Source organism: Bordetella parapertussis, from assembly GCF_020735925.1.
In the GTDB taxonomy this organism is placed as follows: Bacteria; Pseudomonadota; Gammaproteobacteria; order Burkholderiales; family Burkholderiaceae_B; genus Bordetella; species Bordetella pertussis.
This window is the reverse complement of the sequence record NZ_CP085971.1, coordinates 3,711,958-3,731,714: the sequence shown is the minus strand read 5'-3', so window position 1 is coordinate 3,731,714 and position 19,757 is coordinate 3,711,958. Positions and strand designations below refer to the sequence as shown.

Genomic DNA, 19,757 nt, shown 5'->3' with positions numbered 1-19,757 from the left:
GCGCCGCGGCGTCAGGCGGGGTGCCGGGCGGCGCCGGGCGAGCCCGATTCGTGGCGGCGCCAGACCCGCCGCATATGGTGGGCCGAGCCGAATCCGGCGCGCTCGGCCACGTGTTCGAGGTCCAGCCGCGTTTCGCGGATCAGTTCGCGCGCCAGCGCCAGCCGCACTCGGTACAGGTAATCCATGGGCGTGTAGCCCGCGTGCTCGGCAAACAGGCGGCTGAGATGGCGCGCGCTGGTATGGGCCTGCGCCGCCAGGGTTTGCGGCGTCCAGGCCGCCGCGGGGTTGTGCACGATGGCGTCCTGCACCCGGTGCACGCCGGGATGCATGTGGTTGCGGCCGTCCAGCCAGGGCGAGATGGCCGGGTCGGTGCCGGCGCGGCGCAGGTAGACCACCAGGTCGCGCGCCACGGCGCTGGCCACGCGCGGCCCGCACGCGCGGCTTACCAGGTAGAGCGCCAGGTCGATGCCGGCGGTGACGCCGGCGCTGGTCCAGATGCCGTCATCCTCCACAAAAATGCGATTGTCGTGAATGCGCGCGGTAGGCTCGAGCCGCGCCAGGCCGGACAGGCAATGGTGGTGGCTGGTGCACTCGCGATGGGCCAGCAGCCCGGCCGCGGCGGCGAGCAGCGCGCCCGAGCAAACCGACATCAGGTCGAAGCGGCCCTGCGCGCGGCAGCGCGCCAGCCAGTCCACCACGGCGCGCAGCGGCGGGCGGTCGAGCTGGAAGGCGGCGTCGACCACGCCGGGCACCACCACCAGCGCCTGGGCCGGCAGGCTGGCGGGCAGAGGGGCGAGCCGGCTCAGGTGCAGCCCGGCCAGCCCGCATTCCACCTCGGGTTCGGGACCGCAGTAATGCAGCGCGAACGAGCCGGGGCGCAGCTTGTTGGCGATGCGGAATGCTTCGGCGGGCCCGGCCAGGTCCAGCAGGACCAGGCCCGCGGGCACCACGAAATAGACCGGGACCATGGCGCGCCGCGCTCAGGCGGCCAGCGCGGCGGCGGCCGGCAGGACTTGCGCGAAGCGGTCCTGCAGCACCAGCTCGGTGCGTTCCCGGATCTCGGCCGGCGTGTAGGTCTTGCCCGATGCGGCGCGCATGGCGAAGGTCAGCGTGGCGTCCAGCGCGAAACGGACCTTGAAGCCGGCGTCCGAGGCGTGGCGGGTGGTGGTTTCGCAGCATTGCTCGGTGCGGATGCCGCAGACGATGATCTCGCCGACGCCATGCTCGAGCAGCCAGTCGTGCAGGCTGTGGCCGGCCTCGTCCCGGGCGTACAGGGATGAGTGCACCGTCTTGTGGAACACGGCGGTCGGGGCGATGCGCAGTTCGCGCAGGGCGACCACGTGCCCCGAGGCCGGCGCGAACGGCGAGGCGGGGTCGTTGGCGGCGTTGACATGGAACACTTGCAGTACGGGGATATCGCGTTGCCGGCAGCCGTCGATCAGCGCCTGGACTTGCGCCAGGAATGCCGGCAGTTCGCTATCGTCCCAAAACGGACGGTGACGGAAGGATTCCTGGACATCGATGACGATCAGCGCTTGTTTCATGGCGAGGCTCCTGGGTAGCGGTTTTGGCGTGGCTGAAGCGCTATTCTGCGCGCCGGGCCGAGGCCGGGCGAGAACCGCCATGGACCTTCACCGGACCGATACGGACATGATTTTCCGCTGCGTGCTACTGTAGCCGGAAGCGCGCCTGCCCGCGCATACAATCTCGATCGTGAATACCTCCACGCCCACCGACGACGTTTCCTGGATGCGGCGCGCCCTGGCACTGGCGCGTTCGGTCATGTACAGCACGGCCCCCAATCCGCGCGTGGGCTGCGTCATCGTGCGCGACGGGCAGGTGCTGGGCGAGGGCGCCACGCAGCCGCCAGGCGGTCCGCACGCCGAGGTGTGCGCGCTGCGCGAGGCCGCCGCGCGCGGCGCTTCGCTGGCCGGCGCCACCGTGTACGTGACGCTGGAGCCATGCAGCCATTTCGGCCGCACGCCGCCGTGCGTCGATGCCCTGGCGGCGGCGGCGCCGGCGCGCGTGGTGGTCGCCATGGGCGACCCCAATCCGCGCGTCAACGGCCAGGGCCTGGCGCGGCTGCGCGCCGCCGGCATCGCGGTGACCGAGGACGTGTGCCGCGACGAGGCGCTGGAACTGAACGCGGGCTTCGCGGCGCGCATGAGCCGCGGCCTGCCGTGGGTCTGGCTGAAGCTGGCCGCCTCGCTGGACGGGCGCAGCGCCCTGCACAACGGCGTGTCGCAGTGGATGACCGGCGAAGCCGCGCGCGCCGATGGCCACCACTGGCGCGCCCGCAGCGGCGTGGTGCTGACCGGCATGGGCACGGTGCTCAAGGACGATCCGCAATTGAATGCGCGCGCGGTGCAGACCAGCCATCCGCCGCGCAAGGCGGTCATCGATGGCCGCTTCGAAATCCCCGAGGACGCGCGCCTGTTCGACGACGGGGCGCAAGTGCTGGTTTTCACGGCCCGCTCCGATGCGGCCAAGGCGCGCCGCATGGCCGACCGCAACGTGCGCGTGATCGAACTGCCGGGCGTGCGCCCGGACCGCGTCGACCTGCCCGCCGTGATGCGTTGGCTGGCCAGCCAGGAAATCAACGAAGTGCACGTGGAAGCGGGGGCCGGATTGTCAGGCGCGCTGCTTGCTGAGGATTGCGTGGACGAGTTGCTGGTGTATCTGGCGCCCGTCCTGCTGGGCGACGCGGCGGGCATGGTACGACTGCCCTTGCTCGAACATCTCGATGGGGCGCGCCGCTTCGAATTCGCCGAACTGGCTCCGGTAGGCACCGATGTGCGCCTGCGAGCCCGGGTGGCGTCGCGCTGGCGCGCGCTGCAAGACAGCGTGAGCGCCGCGTCGCGACAGCGCGGATAAACCATGCGCCCATCATGGCGGGCGCAATGAATTGTCCAAATGTGCAAAGGCGTTGCGCAATTGGAGCGCCGTGCGCGTGGTGCGCGTCTATCCGATGGGTTGTTAGCACTCGACGCTGGTCGCTGCCAGGCTCGCCATTGATGGCTAGAGCGCATGGCGGAGTGGAAATTTGGCGATATGCGGAACTTGTGCGCAGCGATGCAAGCCTAAACCTTACAGGGTCTGGTATCCCGTCTATTGTGTGTGGCGAAAGTACTACGTCAATATGCTGTGGTCACGCGATTTGCAAGTAATTCTGGCATGTGCGCGTCGCCGGGCACACAATGAACCAACCCGACCTGTTTAGTAGTACGTCAGGCACTGTAGGAGGGTTAGCCGTGCAAAGCATCCTCGAAGGCTTCAAGTCGCACTACGCGAGGGACCAGGAAACCGAACTTTCGCTGGCCAAGCAAGACCCCATGGCTTATGCCAGTCCCGCCGAACGCATGCTGGCGGCCATCGGCGAGCCGGAACTCATCGATACCCGCAACGATCCCCGGCTTTCGCGGTTGTTCTCCAACCGCCTGGTCCGGCGCTATCCGGCGTTCAAGGAGTTCTACGGCCTGGAGGATGTGATCGATCAGATCGTCGCGTTCTTCAAGCACGCCGCGCAGGGGCTGGAAGAGCGCAAGCAGATTCTCTATCTGCTGGGGCCGGTGGGCGGCGGCAAGTCCTCGATCGCCGAGCGGCTGAAGGTGCTGATGGAGGCCTACCCCATCTATGCGCTGAAGGGTTCGCCCGTCAACGAATCGCCGCTGGGCCTGTTCCATCCCGATCGCTTCGGCGATACGCTGGAGCAGGAGTACGGCATCGCGCGCCGCTACCTGAGCGGCATCATGTCGCCCTGGGCGGTCAAGCGCCTGCGCGAATTCGACGGAGACATCTCGCAGTTCCGCGTTGTGCGGCTCAACCCCTCCGTGCTGCGCCAGGTGGCCATCGCCAAGACCGAGCCGGGCGACGAGAACAACCAGGACATTTCCTCGCTGGTGGGCAAGGTCGACATCCGCAAGCTGGAGCGCTACGCCCAGGACGACCCCGACGCCTACAGCTACTCGGGCGGCCTGTGCCTGGCCAACCAGGGCCTGCTGGAATTCGTCGAGATGTTCAAGGCGCCGATCAAGATGCTGCACCCCTTGCTGACCGCCACGCAGGAAGGCAACTTCAAGGGCACCGAGGGGTTCTCGGCCATTCCGTTCAACGGCATGATCCTGGCGCACTCGAACGAATCCGAGTGGCAGACCTTCCGCAACAACAAGCACAACGAAGCCTTCCTCGACCGTATCTACATCGTCAAGGTGCCGTACTGCCTGCAGGTGTCGGAAGAGGTGTGCATCTACGAAAAGCTGCTGCGCCACAGTTCGCTGGCGCAGGCGCCGTGCGCGCCGGGAACGCTGGACATGATGGCCCAGTTCTCGGTGCTGACGCGCCTGAAGGAGCCCGAGAACTCCAGCATCTACTCCAAGCTGCGGGTCTACGACGGCGAAAGCCTCAAGGACGTGGACCCCAAGGCCAAGGCCCTGCAGGAGTACAAGGATTATGCCGGCACCGACGAGGGCATGACCGGCGTGTCCACCCGGTTCGCGTACAAGATCCTGTCGAGCGTCTTCAACTATGACCAGACCGAGGTGGCGGCCAACCCCGTGCACCTGATGTACGTGCTTGAGCAACGCATCGCCCGCGAAGACTTCCCCGAGGAAACCCGCCGGCGCTACCTGGAATTCATCAAGGGCTATCTGGCTCCGCGCTATGCCGAATTCATCGGCAAGGAAATCCAGACGGCCTACCTGGAGTCGTATTCGGAATACGGACAGAACATTTTCGACCGGTACGTAACATTTGCCGATTGCTGGATCCAGGACGAAGAGTTCCGCGACCCGGAAACCGGCGAGAGCTTCGATCGCTCCGCGCTCAACGACGAGCTGGAAAAAATCGAGAAACCGGCCGGCATCGCCAATCCGAAGGACTTCCGCAACGAGATCGTCAATTTCGTGCTGCGCGCGCGGGCCAACAACGCCGGGCGCAATCCCAACTGGACCAGCTACGAGAAGTTGCGCGAAGTCATCGAGAAGAAGATGTTCTCGAACACCGAAGACCTGTTGCCCGTGATCTCGTTCAACGCCAAGGCGTCGGCCGAAGACCGCAGCAAGCACCAGAGCTTCGTAGATCGTATGGTGGATAAGGGCTACACCGAAAAACAGGTTCGGCTTCTGTGCGAGTGGTATCTTAGAGTGAGGAAGTCTTCCTGAGCGAGGTGAATCATGAATTCGCTCATTGATCGGCGGCTCAACGGCCGCAACAAAAGCGCTGTCAACCGTGAGCGCTTTCTAAGGCGGTACAAGGACCAGATCCGCAAGGCAGTACAGGACCTGATCCGCGAGCGGTCCATCTCGGACATGGACCAGGGCGGGGAAATCAACCTTCCCGCGCGCGATATCTCCGAGCCGAGCTTCCGGCACGGGGAGGGGGGCGATCGCGAGATCGTCCACCCCGGCAACCGCGAGTTCGCCAAGGGCGATACCTTCGATCGCCCGCAAGGCGGCGACGGCGGTTCCGGCTCGCAGCCCGGCGAGGGCGAATCGGTGGATCAGTTCACCTTCAGCCTGTCGCGCGCCGAGTTCCTGAACCTGTTCTTCGAGGATCTGGAGCTGCCGCACCTGGCGCGCACGCAACTGGGCGATGTCAAGCAGCAGCGCTGGCATCGCGCCGGCTACACCACCACCGGCTCGCCCAGCATGCTGAGCGTCAACCGCACGCTGAAGGCGTCGCTGTCGCGGCGCGTGGCGCTGGGGGTGGGCGCGCGCGCGGCGCTGGATGCGGCCGAACAGGAACTGGAAGCGGCGCGCGACGCCGGCGCACCGCAGGCCGAGCTGGACCGGCTGCTGGCCGAAGTCGAGAAGTGCGCCGCGCGGGTGGCGCGCGTGCCCTTCCTGGACGACCTCGACCTGCGCTACCGCAACCGCGTGGCGGTGGCGGTGCCCATGGCGCGCGCCGTCATGTTCTGCCTGATGGACGTGTCCGGGTCGATGGACGAAATGAAGAAGGACCTGGCCAAGCGCTTCTTCACGCTGCTGTACATGTTCCTGTCGCGCAAGTACGAGCATGTGGACGTGATCTTCATCCGCCATACCGACAACGCCGAGGAGGTGGACGAGCAGACGTTCTTCTACGATCCCAAGAGCGGCGGCACCATCGTGCTGTCCGCCCTGGAGCTGATGCACGAGATCGTGCAGAAGCGCTATTCGCCGGCGACGTGGAACATCTACGCGGCGCAGGCCAGCGACGGCGACTCGTTTGGCGCCGATGCGGGCAAGAGCGCGCGCTTTCTGGCCGAGAACCTGCTGCCGGCCACGCGCTATTTCGCCTATATCGAGGTTCCCGACTCGCAGGAGGCGCGCAAGAGCAGCCTGTGGGCCGAATACGAACAAGAGTCGGCGTCGCATTTCGTGATGCGGCGCATATGCGAACGCGGGGAGATCTTCCCGGTGTTCCATGACCTGTTCAAGAAGGAAACCGTATGAATGCGATCACCGGTGGCGGCGAACTGCATGCGGTCGGCCGCGCGCAACCCATTTCGGAAGGCTCGGAATGGACCTTCGAGCTGATCCAGCGCTACGACGAGGCGATCTCGGAGATCGCCCGCGAGTACCGCCTGGACACCTATCCCAACCAGATCGAAGTCATCACCTCCGAGCAGATGCTCGACGCCTATGCCTCGGCCGGGCTGCCCATCGGCTATCCGCACTGGTCGTACGGCAAGGAGTTCATCCGCAACGAGCAGTACTACCGCAAGGGCATGCAGGGCCTGGCGTACGAGATCGTCATCAATTCCAGCCCATGTATTGCCTACCTGATGGAGGAGAACTCCATGGCGATGCAGGCGCTGGTGATCGCGCACGCCTGCTACGGCCACAATTCCTTCTTCAAGGGCAATTACCTGTTCCGGCAATGGACCGACGCCGACAGCATCCTCGACTACCTGGTTTTCGCGCGCAAGTACGTGATGGACTGCGAAGACCGCTACGGCATCGAGGCCGTCGAGGCGATCCTGGATTCCTGCCATGCGCTGGCGGCGCATGGCGTGGACCGCTACAAGCGGCCCACCCCCATCTCGTACCGTGAGGAGGCGCAGCGCCAGGCCGAGCGCGAGGAGCACGCGCGCCGGCAGTACAACGACCTGTGGCGCACCGTGCCGCGCCAGGAGTCCCCGGCCGGCGCCGGCGAGCGGCGCGCCGTGTTCCCGCCCGAACCCGAGGAAAACCTGCTGTACTTCATCGAGAAGTACGCGCCCAAGCTGGAGCCCTGGCAGAAGGAGCTGGTGCGCATCGTGCGCAAGATCGCCCAGTACTTCTACCCGCAGGGCCAGACCAAGGTCATGAACGAAGGCTGGGCCACGTTCTGGCACTACACCTTGCTCAACCGGCTGCACCAGAAAGGGCGGGTGACCGACGGTTTCATGATCGAGGTGCTGCAGAGCCACACCAACGTGGTCAGCCAGCGCGGTTTCGACGAGCGCGGCTATGGCGGCGTCAACCCGTACGCGCTGGGGTTTTCGATGATGCAGGACATCCGGCGCATCTGCGAGCGGCCGGACGAGGAAGACCGCCGCTGGTTCCCGGACATCGCCGGCAGCGACTGGCTGACGACGCTGGACTTCGCCATGCGCAACTTCAAGGACGAGTCCTTCATTTCGCAGTACCTGTCGCCGCGGCTGATCCGCGAGTTCCGCTTCTTCGCGATCGCCGACCACCAGGCCAACCCCAAGCTGGAGGTCGCCGCCATTCACGACGACGAGGGCTACCGGCAGATCCGCAAGCTGCTGGCTGCCCAGCACAATCGCGACAACCAGGTGCCCGATATCCAGGTGGTGCGCTATTTCCGCGAGTCCGACCGCGCGCTGGTGCTGCGCCACCAGCAAAGCCGCGGCCGCCCGCTGGCGGGCGAGGACGCCGACAAGGTCATGAAGCACCTGGCCAGGCTGTGGGGCTTTCGCGTGCGCCTGGAAGAGGCGGCGCCCGACGGCACGGTGCTGTCGTACCGCCAGATCGAGCCTTAGCGCGGCGCGGGACGCCAGCCGCCGGCGCCGGCCCACGCCACGCCGATGATCGGCCCGGCCGCCAGCACGGCCATGACATACGGCGCCGGCAGGGCGCCGGCCAGCGCGTCGAGCAGCTGGATGCTGACCACCGTGATGGCAAAGCCGATGGCGTTGACCAGGGTCACGATGCTGCCGACCTGGGCTGGCGGCGACTCCTGCGCCACCAGGGCCGCGAACTGCGGCGAATCGCCCACCACCACGATGCCCCAGAACAGCAGGAAGGCCAGGAAGGCGGGCGTGGGCAGGGCAAAGCACAGTGGCGAGAGCACGCAGCACAGGCCCGACAATGACAGTTGGGTCAACGCCACCGGCCGGCTGCCCAGCCGGCGCGACACGAAGCCGCCGTCCACGCAGCCCAGCGCGCCCAGGCCGATGATGGCGAACGCCCACAGGGAAACCGTCGGCGCCGCCATGGGTGCGCCCAGCGCCGCGGCGTGCGCGGCCACGTAGAAGGGCACGAAGGTCCAGAATGCGTACAGTTCCCACATGTGCCCGAAGTAGCCGATGGCCGCGGCCCGCAGGCCGGGCAGGCTGCGCCAGGCCTGGGCCAGCGTGCCGCCGCCGGAGGATGGGGCGCGGCGCGCGTAGGGGCCGTCCGGCACCCAGGCCAGCATGGCCGCGCCGCCCAGCACCGCGATGGCCGAGGCGCTGGCCAGCACCAGGCTGCCGTCGATCCGCGCGCCCAGGGCCCGCATCAAGTGGGGAAACGAGGTGCCCAGCACCAGCGCGCCGGTCAGGAAGCCCAGCGCGTGCCCCAGTCCGGCCTGGAACCAGCTCGCCGCGGCGCGGATGCCGACGGGATAGATGCCGGCCAGCGCCACGCCCACCAGGAACCGCAGGATCAGCACCGCCGCGTCGGGTTGCGGCAGCGTCGCCAGGGCGAGCATGGTCAGCGGATAGTTGCAGGCCGCGCCCAGCAGGCACGAGCCGAAGAACAGCCGGGAGGCCGCGTAGCGGTCGGCGATCCGCAGCCAGGCCGAGCACAGCGTGCCGACGATGAAGCCCAGCTGCACCGCGCTGGCTACATACGCCACGCTGTCGCCCATGCCCAGGTCGGCGCTGGTGGCGTTGCCGGTGAACCAGAGCGAGGTGCCGCAGAACTGCGCCAGTACGATGATGGGCAGGATGCGCCGCGGACGGGGTTCGCTCACGCCGCGCCGCCGGTGGCCGGTACCGTTACGGCCAGGGCGTGCAGGCCGGGCGCCGCGTCCAGGTCCAGGATGGCGTCGCGCAGCCGCCCGGCCGCGCCCACGCCGATCACCGGCGCGGCCAGGGCGTGGAACTTGGCCTGCAGGCAGGCGGCTTCGTCATCGATGCTGCCGGCCGGCACACCCGCGTCATGGCGCGCCTGCATGGCCGAGCCATCGTGGTGCTCGATCAGCATGCGCGATTCTATCATGGCGAGATCGTCGTGGAATTCGACCCGCATGCGGTCGCGCAGCTCGGCGATGGCGGGATCGGCCAGGCGGGCCGGCGTGTAGGCGTCGATGGCGCTGGCGTCCAGCCCGAGCAGGCCGAATGCGGCGTTCATGCGCAGGCTGAAGCGGGCTTCGTTGGCGGTGCGGGGCGTGGCGATATTGCACATGTTTTCGCTGCCGGGATGGGCATGCAGGGTGATCCGGGCGATGTCCTGCACGCGTGCGCCACGTTCACGCAGCATCCGGCCGCATTCGATCACGGCGTGGGTGCCATAGCAGGATGCATGGTACTTGAAGAGACGTCCGCCGAGGAAGAGTCCGCCGGGCGGCGTGGCGGTGGCCGCGGGCCAGTCGGGCGCCGGGCTCAGCACGGCCGCGAAACCCTGCGCCGCTTCCAGGCCCTGCTGGCCCGCGCCCAGTCCGCGCGCGGCCAGCCGGGCGGCCATCAGCCCGTTGCGCGCGGCCAGGCCGGCGTGCAGCGGCTTGGCCATGGTGCCGAACAGGGCTTTCAGGCCGGCGGCCTGCGTGCCGGCCAAGCACAGCGCGGAAGCGGTCTGCGCGGTGGACAGGCGCATCAGCCGGGCGCACGCCGCGGCCACCGCGCCGGCCGTGGCGGTGGCGTGATAGCCATGGCGGTAGTGGACGTCGCCCAGCCAGCGCCCCACGCGGCAGGCCGTTTCGTAGCCGGCCGCGAAGGCGGCCATCACTTCGCGCGCCGTGCTTCCGCGCGCCAGCGCCAGCGGCAGCAGGGCCGAGTACACGACCGCGGTCGGATGGCCGGTGATGGCCAGGTTGACGTCGTCGTAGTCCAGCCAGTGCGCCGCGGTGCCCTGGATCAGCGCCGCGGCGCCTTGCGAGACGCCGGCGGCGTGGCCGATCACCGGCGAGGCGCCGCCCGCGCCTTCCTCGAGCGCATCGTCGACCAGTGCGGCGACGGCGGGTTCGCGGCAGGCCGCCAGCGTGACCGCGTACCAGTCGAGGATGCAGTGGCGGACGATGCGCCGCGCATCGGCGGGCAGCATGTCGTAGTCGAATCCCAGGGCGTGCTCGGCCAGCCAGCGGGTGGCTGGCGGCTGGCTGGTGGCGTGGGCGGCGGGCATGACGGTCCCTCTCAATCGCCGGGCTGGATGCCGGCCTGTTTCATGACCTGGCCATAGCGGCCCAGTTCGTCCTTGATGAGCACGGCGAACTCGCTGCCGGGCATGCCGGAGATGTCGGTGCCCTGCGCCTGCAGCTTTTCCTTGACGTCGGGCATTTTCAGCACCGCGCCGACGTCGGCCTGGATCCTGGCCACGACCGCCTCGGGCGTGCCGGCCGGCGCCAGCAGGCCGATCCAGGCCGCCATTTCATAGCCAGGCAGGCCCGCCTCGCGCATGGTGGGCACGTCGGGCAGGGACGAGGAGCGCCGGGTGGTGGTGACCGCCAGCGGGCGCAGCTTGCCGGCCTTCAGGTGCGGCAGCGACAGCGCCACGGTGTCGAACATGATGTCGACCTGGCCGCCGAGCAGGTCGGCCACCGCCGGCGCGGCTCCCTTGTAGGGCACGTGCACCATGTCCACGCCCGCCTGCTCCTTGAACATTTCGCCGGCCAGGTGGATGGAACTGCCGGTGCCCGACGAGGCGAAGGTGTACTTGCCCGGGTTCTTCTTCAGCAAGGCGATCAGTTCCTGGACCGATTTCGCCGGCACCGAGGGGTTGACCTCCAGGACGTTGGGCGCCCAGGCCAGCAGCGTCACCGGCGCGAAGCTGCTTACCGGATCCCAGGGCAGCCTGGAGGAAAGATTGGGGCCCATGGTGTGGCTGCTGGTGGTGGCGACTAGCAGCGTGTGGCCGTCCGGCGCCGAGCGCGCGACGTAGGTGGACCCGATCGAGCCGGTGGCGCCGGCGCGGTTCTCGACCACCACCGACTGGCCCCATTTGTCGCTCAGCTTCTGGGCCACGGTGCGGGCGATGATGTCGGTGGCCGCGCCGGGCGGGAACGGCACCACCATGGTGACCGGGCGGTCCGGGAAGGAGGCGGAATCGGCGGCGGCCGCCGCCTGCGGCAGCGCGGCCGCGCCGGCCGTCAGGGCGGCGAGCGCCAGGCGGGCGGCGAGGCGGGCGCCTCGGGAGTGTAGTCGTGCATGCATGGTCTTGGTTTTCCCCTGTGGTGGTGGTCCATGGTCGCGGCCGTCCCGGCGCAGGGCCGGGCAGCGGCTCAGCGTTTGCTCAAGGTGCGGCTGATTTCGTTGGTCATGATCATCAGGCCTTCGTCGAAGCCCAGGCCAGGCTTGGTCAGCATGCGCCAGACGCCGAACGCCAGGCCCACGTGGATGGAGGCGCGCGACGAGATGTCGGTTTCGTTGCAGCTGCCGCCCAGGTAGGCCAGTGTGCCGTGCTCCTGGCAGCCCTGGATGGCGTCGATGGTGGTCAGCAGCGAGCCGTTGTCCGGCATCTTGATCTGCACGGCATGGGCCGCGCCCGATGCGGCGAACGCCCGCACGTTGCCCGGCCCGTTGGCCCATTCGTCGGCGATCAGGCGGGCATTGGGCAGGCGCGCATCCAGCTTGGCGCGCAGCGAGCCCATCCGCTCGCGGGCCTCGGCGGCGCTGCCCGACAGCATGGGATCCTCGAAGAAGACGGTCAGCCCGGCCGCGCGCTCGCAGATGGTGGCCAGATAGCCGAGGACGCGGTCCTCGTCGTTGTCCAGCATCCGTCCCAGCGAGGAATGGAAATCGAAATGCAGGTCGGGCCGGTAGCCCGCGGCGCCCAGCTTGCGGATGCGCCCGGCGATCCAGGCGGCGTAATCCGGCAGGCGTTCGCACTCGGCGCGGCTCTGGATGGCCGATTGCGGGAACATGTCCAGGCCGCGCACGATGGCCTTGTCCACATTGGCCTCCCACGCGCCGCCGCATGATCCGGCAAAACCCGGCCCGCGGGTGGGGCCGGGGCGGCCGAATTCGCGGCACAGCACGTCCACCATCCGGGTGCGGCTGGCCAGCGCCGCCGCTTCCAGCAGCGCCTGGCTCACGCCGTACTCGACCGGCAGGCGCAGCGTATCGGCCAGCGGCATGGCGTCCAGGGCGCCGGCGGCCTCGCGGAAACCGGCGAAGCTGCGCCCGGCCAGGCTTTCCTGCAGCACGGCCTGCACGGCCTGGACATCCTCGCGCCGCAGGGGCAGGGGGCGCCCGGCATAGCCGGCGTTGGCCACCGTGGTGCAGTCGCCATGGGCCGTCTGCCCGTCGGCGAGGTCCAGGCTGACCAGGTAGGCCACGCTGGGCGAGCGCACCGCCGGAAAGGCCGTCGAGCTGGTCGGGCCCTCGAAGAAGTAGCCGTCGGCCGTGGCGCCGGTCTGCACCGCCATCTGGTCGTTGATCCAGTGGCCGCCAATGCCCGCCGTCACGCGCACGGCTTCGATACGGATGGGGGGAACGTCCTGCTGCATGGGTTTCATTGCATCCTGCGTAAGGGAAGGGCTGGGAGGGGGCGGCGGCTCCGGCCGTCGGCCTAGTGATACGCTTATGAATCGTTTTCAGTACAAAGACTAGTTGACTATGCAACATGCGTCAAGCGCCGGGCGCCGACCCGCCGTGCCTGTCTATCTCAAGATCCGCAACGCCATCCGCGACGCGATCAGCAACGCCGCGTACGCGCCGGGCGACCTGCTGCCGTCGGAAACCGAGCTCGCCAAGCGCTACGCCACCACGCGCGCGACGGTGGTGCACGCGATCCAGCAACTGGTGTTCGAAGGCCTGGTCGAGCGCAAGCGCGGCGTGGGCAGCTTCGTCGCGCAGCCCAAGCTGTCGTCCACGGTGGACACGCACCGGGTGGCCTATTTCGAGCAGGATGCCTTCGCGCGCGATCTCACCTATGAGGTGATCGGCTACGGCAAGGCCGTGGTCGAAGACCACGTGCGCGATACGCTGCGGCTTGGGCGCGGCGAGCCGGTCTACCGGTTGCAGCGCCTGCGCCTACTTTTGGGCAAGCCGATCGCCTTCGAGCTGCGCTACCTGCCCGCGCTGGTGGGCGCGCGGCTGACCGCCGAGATGCTGGCGCGGCGCTCGGTCCAGTCGCTGCTGGACGAGGAGGTCGGCATGCCGATCACGCGCTTTCTCAATGCGGTGCGCGTCGCGCTGGTGCCGGCGGCGGTGGCCAGGCACCTGCAGCTGGAGAAGGGCCGGCCGGTCATGGTGCGCACGCATACCTTCCTGGACGCGGCCGACACGCCGCTGCTGTGGGGCGAGACCCTGTACCGCGAGGAGTACCAGATCAACTACGTCCTGACGGCCATGCAAGCGCCCGACGAAGCCGTGGGCGGGCGACCGCGCAAGGGTGCCGGCCGCGCGTAGCGGCGCGGCCACACGAGCCGGGACAAGCCCGCCCGAATCCTGCTAGAATCGCAAATTCGCTTTTCCCGCGTGCCTTGCCGCGCGGGCAAGTCGCGAATCCAGATCAGGACAGGTGGCCGAGTGGTTGAAGGCGCACGCCTGGAAAGCGTGTATACGTGATAAGCGTATCGGGGGTTCGAATCCCCCTCTGTCCGCCAGAAATTTATTCTACCGAAGCCGGTAGCGCCCCGGAAAGCCCGCATAAACTTCAGGTTTTGCGGGCTTTTCTCATCTGGACGCCCCGAAGGCCGCGAGCGCATGGCGCCGTTGCGGCAGCCGCCCCGCTGAAGACGCCGATGCCTGCATCGCCTTTTACCAACGGAGGAGCAAATGAAAGTCGAAGGTCGATGCCACTGTGGCGCGATTGCGTATGAAGCCGAGGTCGAGCCGGGCACCATTACGGTTTGCCATTGTGCCGATTGCCAGATGCAGTCGGGCTCTGTCTTTCGTGCAAACATTTCCGCGCCGGCGGATACGTTCGTGCTTCTGCAGGGAACGCCCAAAGAGTATTTGAAAATTGCCGCAAGCGGCGCCAGGCGCATGCATGCGTTTTGCGGCAATTGCGGCGGCCCGATCTATTCCTGCGCGGCGGAGAATCCGCAAAGCTATTCGCTGCGCGTCGGCGCGCTCGAGCAGCGCCATGCGTTGGGCAGGCCATTGCGGCAGATCTGGGCCAGGCGCCGGTTTTCCTGGTTGTCCTCGTTGGGCGACGTCGAGGAGTTCGACGGCCAGCCGTAGCTGAAGAACGCGTCAGCGAAGGCGGGCGCTATTGCATCGAGCCGTCACATCGCGCCACGCCCTAGCGTGTCTCCTTGGCGTGGTTGACCGTGTACTTGGGGATTTCGATGGTCAGGTCCTCGCCAGCCACGATAGCCTGGCAGCTCAGGCGCGAATGCGCCTCCAGCCCCCAGGCGCGGTCCAGCAGGTCGTCCTCGCACTCCCTGGCCTCATCGAGGGAGTCGAAGCCCTCGCGCACGATGCAGTGGCAGGTCGTGCACGCGCAGCTCATGTCGCATGCGTGCTCAATCTCGATGCCATGGGCGAGCAAGGCCTCGGAAATCGAGGTGCCGGACGGCACCTCCAGCACGGCGCCGTCGGGCGCCAGGTCGGCGTGCGGAAGAACGGTGATCCTTGGCATATCGGGTTCCAGGTGTTCAATAGGACAGCGTGCGCTTGGCCAGGCGCTTGACGTCGGCGCTCTGGCGCGACTGGGGGTTCCACGGATTCAATAAATCGCCGCTCTCGGCCACCGAGCAGCCGAGGTCGCGGGTGCGGCGGATGAAATGCAGCTGGTGCATGTCGGCATGGCCATAGGCGCGGTGGTCCGACGCGGTGCGTTGCGCCGCGGCGATCAGGCCGATCTGCTCGCAGCAGCGGATCATCTTGGCCGAGACCTTGGACGCCTTGGATGCCTCACCGATGTTCATGGCAGTTTCCCTTTTCAATGGAAGGGAAGCCTGAGGCTTGCCATTGTGGGAAGGTCAAACGTCTTGCCGTCATCCGGAGACGCCCGAGGCAGTCTGCCGCGGTGGTGTGCGACCGCATCGCGTGCATGTTCGGCGCATATGGTGCAATCGGCGGATCCCCCAGGGTGGCATGACCCAGGGCGGGCGGCACGCGGTTGCGTCGGCCACGATTTATTATTCGGATGGTAATAAAGAAACAGCGGCGGAGCAGGAATTTCGAATAATCGATATTGCAAATAATGGCGTATTGCGCGCCATTGCAGGAAGTAGGCGGCATATATTGCGCAGATTCGCCTATCCGACTGAAAACAATGAGTTTTTGCCGGCCTTGGTAGGCCTGCGGGTGACGGAATGAATGCCCTGGGTATTGTGATACCATGCAACGGTTACGTCATTTTGCATGCTTGCGGGAATATATTCAAAGGTTATGGGGCCGTTGTTTTTTCAGGTTTTGCCTTGGATGAGTTCTTGCCTGTTTTCTGCATTAATGACCGAGCCCGCGGCGGCACAGCCCGCGGGCGCGGCTGGCGCGGACGGCTGCCATGTCTGAGACCCTGGATCAGTGGCGCGCGGGCTTGACGCTGGGCTTCGCGCCCGGCCACGCGGGCCGCACCGTGCTGCGCGAGCGCGCGCACTACGGGCCCATGCTGGTGCAGCGGGCGCTGTATCCGGAAGGGCCGCAAGTCTGCCACGTCGCCATTCTTCATCCCCCTTCGGGCATCGCGGGCGGGGACGCGCTCGAGATCCGCGTCGACGTGGCCGGCGGCGCCCGCGCGGCGCTTACCACGCCCGGCGCCACGCGCTGGTACAAGTCGAACGGCCGCCAGGCCTCGCAGGACGTGCATTTGCGCGTGGCAGCGGGGGGCCGGCTCGATTGGCTGCCCCTCGAGAGCATTTTCTTCGAAGAGGCCGATGCCCTGGCGCGCAATCGGATCCAGCTTGAGTCGGGCGCGGCTGCCATCGGCTGGGACCTGATCCAGCTCGGGCGGGTGAACCAGTCCGGCCATTGGAGCCAGGGCCGCCTGCATACCGCCACCGAGCTGTACGTGGACGGCCGGCTGCTGTGGGTGGACCAGGGGCTGGTCGGCGCGCAGGACGACGTCCGGCGCCAGGTCTCGGGCCTGGCGGGCTTTCCGGTCCATGCCGCGCTGTGGTCCTTCGGCCCCCGCCTGGACGCGGAGCAGAACGAGGAGCTGGCCGGCCTGATGCCCTGGAGCGACACGCTGCGCGGCGCGGCCACCACGATGCCGTACGACGCGACGCAGTCGCTGTGCCTGGTGCGCTGCCTGGGCGTGCACATGGAGGATGTCAGGGCCGTGATGACCGATGCCTGGGCCTATTTGCGCCCGCGCGTGCTCGATACGCCCGCCGTCGTGCCCCGGCTCTGGGCCACCTGATACGCCGCGCGAGGGGCCGCGGACCAGCCATGCGGCGCTCGCTCGCGCGCCGGCCGGGCATGAACCGCCCCTGGTATGCATACACAAAGGAAGAACCGCCATGGAACTGACTCCACGGGAAAAAGACAAGCTGCTCATTTTCACCGCGGCCCTGCTGGCCGAGCGCCGGCGCGCGCGCGGCCTGAAGCTGAACTATCCGGAGACGGTGGCGCTGATCACGGCCGCGTTGATGGAAGGCGCGCGCGACGGCAAGACGGTCGCCGAGCTCATGAGCGAAGGCACGCGGATCCTGGGGCGCGATGAGGTCATGGAAGGGGTGCCGGAGATGATTTCCAACATCCAGGTGGAAGTCACGTTTCCCGATGGCACCAAGCTGATTACCGTCCACAACCCGGTTGTCTGAGCTCCGGGTCGGGATTTTCGTCATTCATGAATTGGGAGATTCGCATGAAAGCAATGTCTAAGCGCGCGATGCTGGGCTCGGGCGCGGCCGCCCTGATGCTGTTCTCGGGCGCCGCCCTGGCGCATCCGGGCCATCTCGGCCACGAGCTGCCGGGCAGCATGTTCGCGGCGGGCTTCTGGCATCCGCTGACCGGGTTCGACCACCTGCTGGCGATGCTGGCGGTCGGCATGTGGAGCGCGCTGACGCACCATACGGCGCGCCAGGCGGTGTGGCTGCCGGTCATGTTTCTCGCGCTGCTGTTCGCCGGCGCGATGATGGGCATGGCCGGCGTGCGCCTGCCTGCCGTCGAGCCGGTCATCATGGTCTCGCTGCTGGTGCTGGGCCTGCTGGTGGCCAGCCGCAAGGCCGTGCAGGGCTGGGCGGGTTTCGCGCTGGTGGGGGGATTCGCCCTGTTCCACGGCCTGGCCCACGGGATGGAGCTGCCCGGCAGCGAAGGCGCGCTGGGCTTCGTGGCGGGTTTCATGCTCGCCACCCTGGGGCTGCACCTGGCCGGCCTGTTCGCGGGGTTTCGCCTCAAGCACTGGAACCTGTGGCTGTCGCGGGCGCTGGGCGTGGGCATCGCCGGTTACGGCGCGCTGCTGTTCGTCGGCGCTCGGGTCTGACCAGGGAGGTGTCATCATGATTCCGGGAGAAATACTGACCGAACCGGGCCAGATCGAGCTCAACGTGGGCCGGCCGACCTTGACGATCGCCGTGGTCAACGAGGGCGACCGGCCGATCCAGGTGGGTTCGCACTATCACTTCGCCGAGGCGAACAACGCCCTGGTCTTCGACCGCGAGCTGGCAACCGGCTACCGGCTGAACATTCCGGCCGGCAACGCGGTGCGTTTCGAGCCGGGCATGCGCCGCACCGTCGAGCTGGTGGCGGTCGGCGGCGAGCGCCGCATTTTCGGTTTCCAGGGCAAGGTGATGGGGGCGCTGAAATGACCAGGATTTCGCGTTCGGCATATGCCGAGATTTACGGGCCGACCGTGGTCGGCGGCGTCGGCGACCGGGTGCGCCTGGCCGACACGCTGCTGCTGGCCGAGGTCGAGAAGGACCACACCATCTTCGGCGAGGAGGTGAAGTTTGGCGGCGGCAAGGTCATCCGCGACGGCATGGGGCAGAGCCAGCGCCTGGCCACCGATTGCGTCGACACGGTGATCACCAACGCGCTGATCATCGACGCGGTGACCGGCATCGTCAAGGCCGACATCGGCATCAAGGACGGGCTGATCAGCGGCATCGGCAAGGCGGGCAACCCGGACACCCAGCCGGGCGTGACCATCATCATCGGCGCTTCGACCGAGGTGGTGGCCGGCGAGGGGCTGATCGTGACGGCCGGCGCCATCGATACGCATATCCATTTCATCTGTCCGCAGCAGATCGAGGAGGCCCTGGCCACCGGCACGACCACCATGATAGGCGGCGGCACCGGGCCGGCCACCGGATCGCTGGCCACCACCAGCACCTCGGGCCCCTGGCATATGGCCGCCATGCTGCAGGCGCTGGACGCCTTTCCGGTGAACGTGGGCCTGTTCGGCAAGGGCAGTTCGAGCTCGCACGGCGCGCTGCTGGAACAGGTGCGGGCCGGCGCCATGGGTCTGAAGATCCACGAGGACTGGGCCAGCACGCCGGCTTCCATCGATACCTGCCTGAACGTGGCCGAGGAAACCGACATCCAGGTCGCGATCCACAGCGACACGCTCAACGAGTCGGGCTTCGTGGAGGACACGTTCGCCGCGTTCAAGGGCCGCACCATCCATTCCTTCCATACGGAAGGCGCCGGCGGCGGCCACGCGCCGGACATCATCCGGGCCGCCGGCATGCCCAACGTGCTGCCGGCCTCGACCAACCCGACCATGCCGTTCACGCGCAACACGATCGACGAGCACCTGGACATGGTCATGGTGTGCCATCACCTGGATCCATCCATCGCCGAGGACCTGGCTTTCGCCGAAAGCCGGATCCGGCGCGAGACCATCGCGGCCGAGGACATCCTGCACGACCTGGGGGCGTTCTCCATCATGAGCTCGGACTCGCAGGCCATGGGGCGCGTGGGCGAGATCGTCCTGCGCACCTGGCAGACCGCGCACAAGATGAAGCTGCAGCGCGGCCCGCTGCAAGGCGACAGCGAGCGCTCGGACAATGAGCGCATCAAGCGCTACATCGCCAAGTACACCATCAACCCGGCCGTGGCGCATGGCATCGCGCACCTGGTGGGCTCGGTGGAAGTGGGCAAGCTGGCCGACCTGGTGCTGTGGAAGCCCGCCTTTTTCGGCGTCAAGGTCAACATGGTGCTCAAGAGCGGCATGGCCGTCAGCGCCAGCATCGGCGACATGGGCGCCTCGATCTCGACGCCGCAGCCGGTGCAGATCCGCCCCATGTGGGGCAGCCACGGCAAGGCGCTGCGCACCTCGGTGGCCTTCGTCTCGCAGGTCAGCCTGAGCAATCCGGCGGTCAGCGAACTGGAGCTGAACAAGCGCCTGGAGGCGGTGCGCGGATGCCGCGGCGTGACCAAGCACGACATGGTGCGCAACAACTGGCTGCCGGCGATCTCGGTCGACCCGCAGACCTACCAAGTCTATGCCGATGGGCAATTGCTCAGATGCGAGGCGCTTGCCGAGCTGCCCATGGCGCAACGCTATTTCCTGTTCTGA

Annotated in this window: 20 protein-coding genes and 1 tRNA gene; 13 read left to right on the top strand and 8 right to left on the bottom strand. The window is 67.5% G+C overall.

From position 1 onward, the window contains the following. Positions 1-11 precede the first annotated feature (11 nt). Both LK409_RS17590 and LK409_RS17585 read right to left on the bottom strand, forming a co-directional pair. Positions 12-968: a GlxA family transcriptional regulator gene (locus LK409_RS17590; RefSeq protein WP_010929289.1), complete on the bottom strand. Its 957-nt coding sequence runs from the start codon at positions 966-968 to the stop codon at positions 12-14. Positions 969-980: 12 nt separating this feature from the next. Then, positions 981-1,544 carry a cysteine hydrolase family protein gene (locus LK409_RS17585; protein ID WP_003814867.1) on the bottom strand — a complete coding sequence of 188 codons (564 nt, stop codon included), beginning with the start codon at positions 1,542-1,544 and terminating at the stop codon, positions 981-983. Positions 1,545-1,749: 205 nt separating this feature from the next. Between LK409_RS17585 and ribD the strand changes: the two genes are divergently transcribed. The 4 genes from ribD to LK409_RS17565 all read left to right on the top strand — a co-directional run bounded on the left by ribD (position 1,750) and on the right by LK409_RS17565 (position 7,966). Further along, complete coding sequence (gene ribD, locus LK409_RS17580; RefSeq protein ID WP_049788775.1) at positions 1,750-2,874, top strand: bifunctional diaminohydroxyphosphoribosylaminopyrimidine deaminase/5-amino-6-(5-phosphoribosylamino)uracil reductase RibD; 1,125 nt, start codon at positions 1,750-1,752, stop codon at positions 2,872-2,874. 377 nt (positions 2,875-3,251) lie between these two features. After that, positions 3,252-5,159: a PrkA family serine protein kinase gene (locus LK409_RS17575; protein WP_041937299.1), complete on the top strand. Its 1,908-nt coding sequence runs from the start codon at positions 3,252-3,254 to the stop codon at positions 5,157-5,159. A 12-nt stretch (positions 5,160-5,171) separates the two neighbouring features. Next, a complete protein-coding gene (locus LK409_RS17570) occupies positions 5,172-6,431 on the top strand; it encodes a YeaH/YhbH family protein (protein ID WP_003814861.1) in 1,260 nt (419 codons plus the stop codon). Beyond that, complete coding sequence (locus LK409_RS17565; protein ID WP_003814858.1) at positions 6,428-7,966, top strand: SpoVR family protein; 1,539 nt, start codon at positions 6,428-6,430, stop codon at positions 7,964-7,966. The genes LK409_RS17570 and LK409_RS17565 overlap by 4 nt, the downstream gene beginning before the upstream one ends. Here LK409_RS17565 and LK409_RS17560 read toward each other — a convergent pair. From LK409_RS17560 to LK409_RS17545, 4 genes are all read right to left on the bottom strand, one after another. Next, positions 7,963-9,159 (bottom strand): MFS transporter, encoded by a 1,197-nt coding sequence (locus tag LK409_RS17560; protein ID WP_010929286.1) that lies wholly within the window; start codon positions 9,157-9,159, stop codon positions 7,963-7,965. The two genes, LK409_RS17565 and LK409_RS17560, sit on opposite strands and share 4 nt — an antisense overlap. Beyond that, on the bottom strand, positions 9,156-10,526 hold the full coding sequence (locus tag LK409_RS17555) for an MmgE/PrpD family protein (protein ID WP_041937298.1): 1,371 nt from the start codon (positions 10,524-10,526) through the stop codon (positions 9,156-9,158). Before LK409_RS17555 ends, LK409_RS17560 begins: the two co-directional genes overlap by 4 nt. 11 nt (positions 10,527-10,537) lie before the next feature. Beyond that, on the bottom strand, positions 10,538-11,554 hold the full coding sequence (locus LK409_RS17550; protein WP_003814852.1) for a Bug family tripartite tricarboxylate transporter substrate binding protein: 1,017 nt from the start codon (positions 11,552-11,554) through the stop codon (positions 10,538-10,540). A gap of 68 nt (positions 11,555-11,622) precedes the next feature. Further along, on the bottom strand, positions 11,623-12,858 hold the full coding sequence (locus LK409_RS17545) for a methylaspartate ammonia-lyase (protein WP_010929284.1): 1,236 nt from the start codon (positions 12,856-12,858) through the stop codon (positions 11,623-11,625). A 100-nt stretch (positions 12,859-12,958) separates the two neighbouring features. Here LK409_RS17545 and LK409_RS17540 point away from each other — a divergent pair, with 100 nt between their 5' ends. The 3 genes from LK409_RS17540 to LK409_RS17530 all read left to right on the top strand — a co-directional run bounded on the left by LK409_RS17540 (position 12,959) and on the right by LK409_RS17530 (position 14,530). After that, a complete protein-coding gene (locus tag LK409_RS17540; protein WP_041937297.1) occupies positions 12,959-13,753 on the top strand; it encodes a GntR family transcriptional regulator in 795 nt (264 codons plus the stop codon). 106 nt (positions 13,754-13,859) lie between these two features. Continuing rightward, positions 13,860-13,950 (top strand) — tRNA-Ser (locus tag LK409_RS17535). Positions 13,951-14,122: 172 nt separating this feature from the next. Next, positions 14,123-14,530 carry a GFA family protein gene (locus LK409_RS17530; RefSeq protein WP_010929282.1) on the top strand — a complete coding sequence of 136 codons (408 nt, stop codon included), beginning with the start codon at positions 14,123-14,125 and terminating at the stop codon, positions 14,528-14,530. A 61-nt stretch (positions 14,531-14,591) separates the two neighbouring features. Here LK409_RS17530 and fdx read toward each other — a convergent pair whose 3' ends face one another. Both fdx and LK409_RS17520 read right to left on the bottom strand, forming a co-directional pair. Next, positions 14,592-14,930 carry an ISC system 2Fe-2S type ferredoxin gene (fdx, locus tag LK409_RS17525; protein ID WP_003820620.1) on the bottom strand — a complete coding sequence of 113 codons (339 nt, stop codon included), beginning with the start codon at positions 14,928-14,930 and terminating at the stop codon, positions 14,592-14,594. Between the two features lie 16 nt (positions 14,931-14,946). After that, on the bottom strand, positions 14,947-15,219 hold the full coding sequence (locus LK409_RS17520) for a MerR family DNA-binding transcriptional regulator (protein WP_010929281.1): 273 nt from the start codon (positions 15,217-15,219) through the stop codon (positions 14,947-14,949). A 169-nt stretch (positions 15,220-15,388) separates the two neighbouring features. Here LK409_RS17520 and LK409_RS17515 point away from each other — a divergent pair, with 169 nt between their 5' ends. The 6 genes from LK409_RS17515 (at position 15,389) to ureC (ending at position 19,757) form a co-directional block, all read left to right on the top strand. Further along, on the top strand, positions 15,389-15,613 hold the full coding sequence (locus LK409_RS17515; protein ID WP_127806964.1) for a hypothetical protein: 225 nt from the start codon (positions 15,389-15,391) through the stop codon (positions 15,611-15,613). Between the two features lie 187 nt (positions 15,614-15,800). Then, positions 15,801-16,655: an urease accessory protein UreD gene (locus LK409_RS17510; protein WP_003814832.1), complete on the top strand. Its 855-nt coding sequence runs from the start codon at positions 15,801-15,803 to the stop codon at positions 16,653-16,655. 100 nt (positions 16,656-16,755) lie between these two features. Further along, the gene (locus LK409_RS17505; protein ID WP_003814830.1) at positions 16,756-17,058 is read left to right on the top strand and encodes an urease subunit gamma; all 303 of its coding nucleotides are present in this window, start codon (positions 16,756-16,758) and stop codon (positions 17,056-17,058) included. A 44-nt stretch (positions 17,059-17,102) separates the two neighbouring features. Further along, entirely contained in the window at positions 17,103-17,720 is a 618-nt protein-coding gene (locus LK409_RS17500) for a HupE/UreJ family protein (protein ID WP_003814828.1), read from the top strand. 16 nt (positions 17,721-17,736) lie between these two features. Then, positions 17,737-18,045 carry an urease subunit beta gene (locus tag LK409_RS17495; protein ID WP_003814827.1) on the top strand — a complete coding sequence of 103 codons (309 nt, stop codon included), beginning with the start codon at positions 17,737-17,739 and terminating at the stop codon, positions 18,043-18,045. Beyond that, a complete protein-coding gene (gene ureC / locus LK409_RS17490; protein ID WP_010929280.1) occupies positions 18,042-19,757 on the top strand; it encodes an urease subunit alpha in 1,716 nt (571 codons plus the stop codon). Before LK409_RS17495 ends, ureC begins: the two co-directional genes overlap by 4 nt.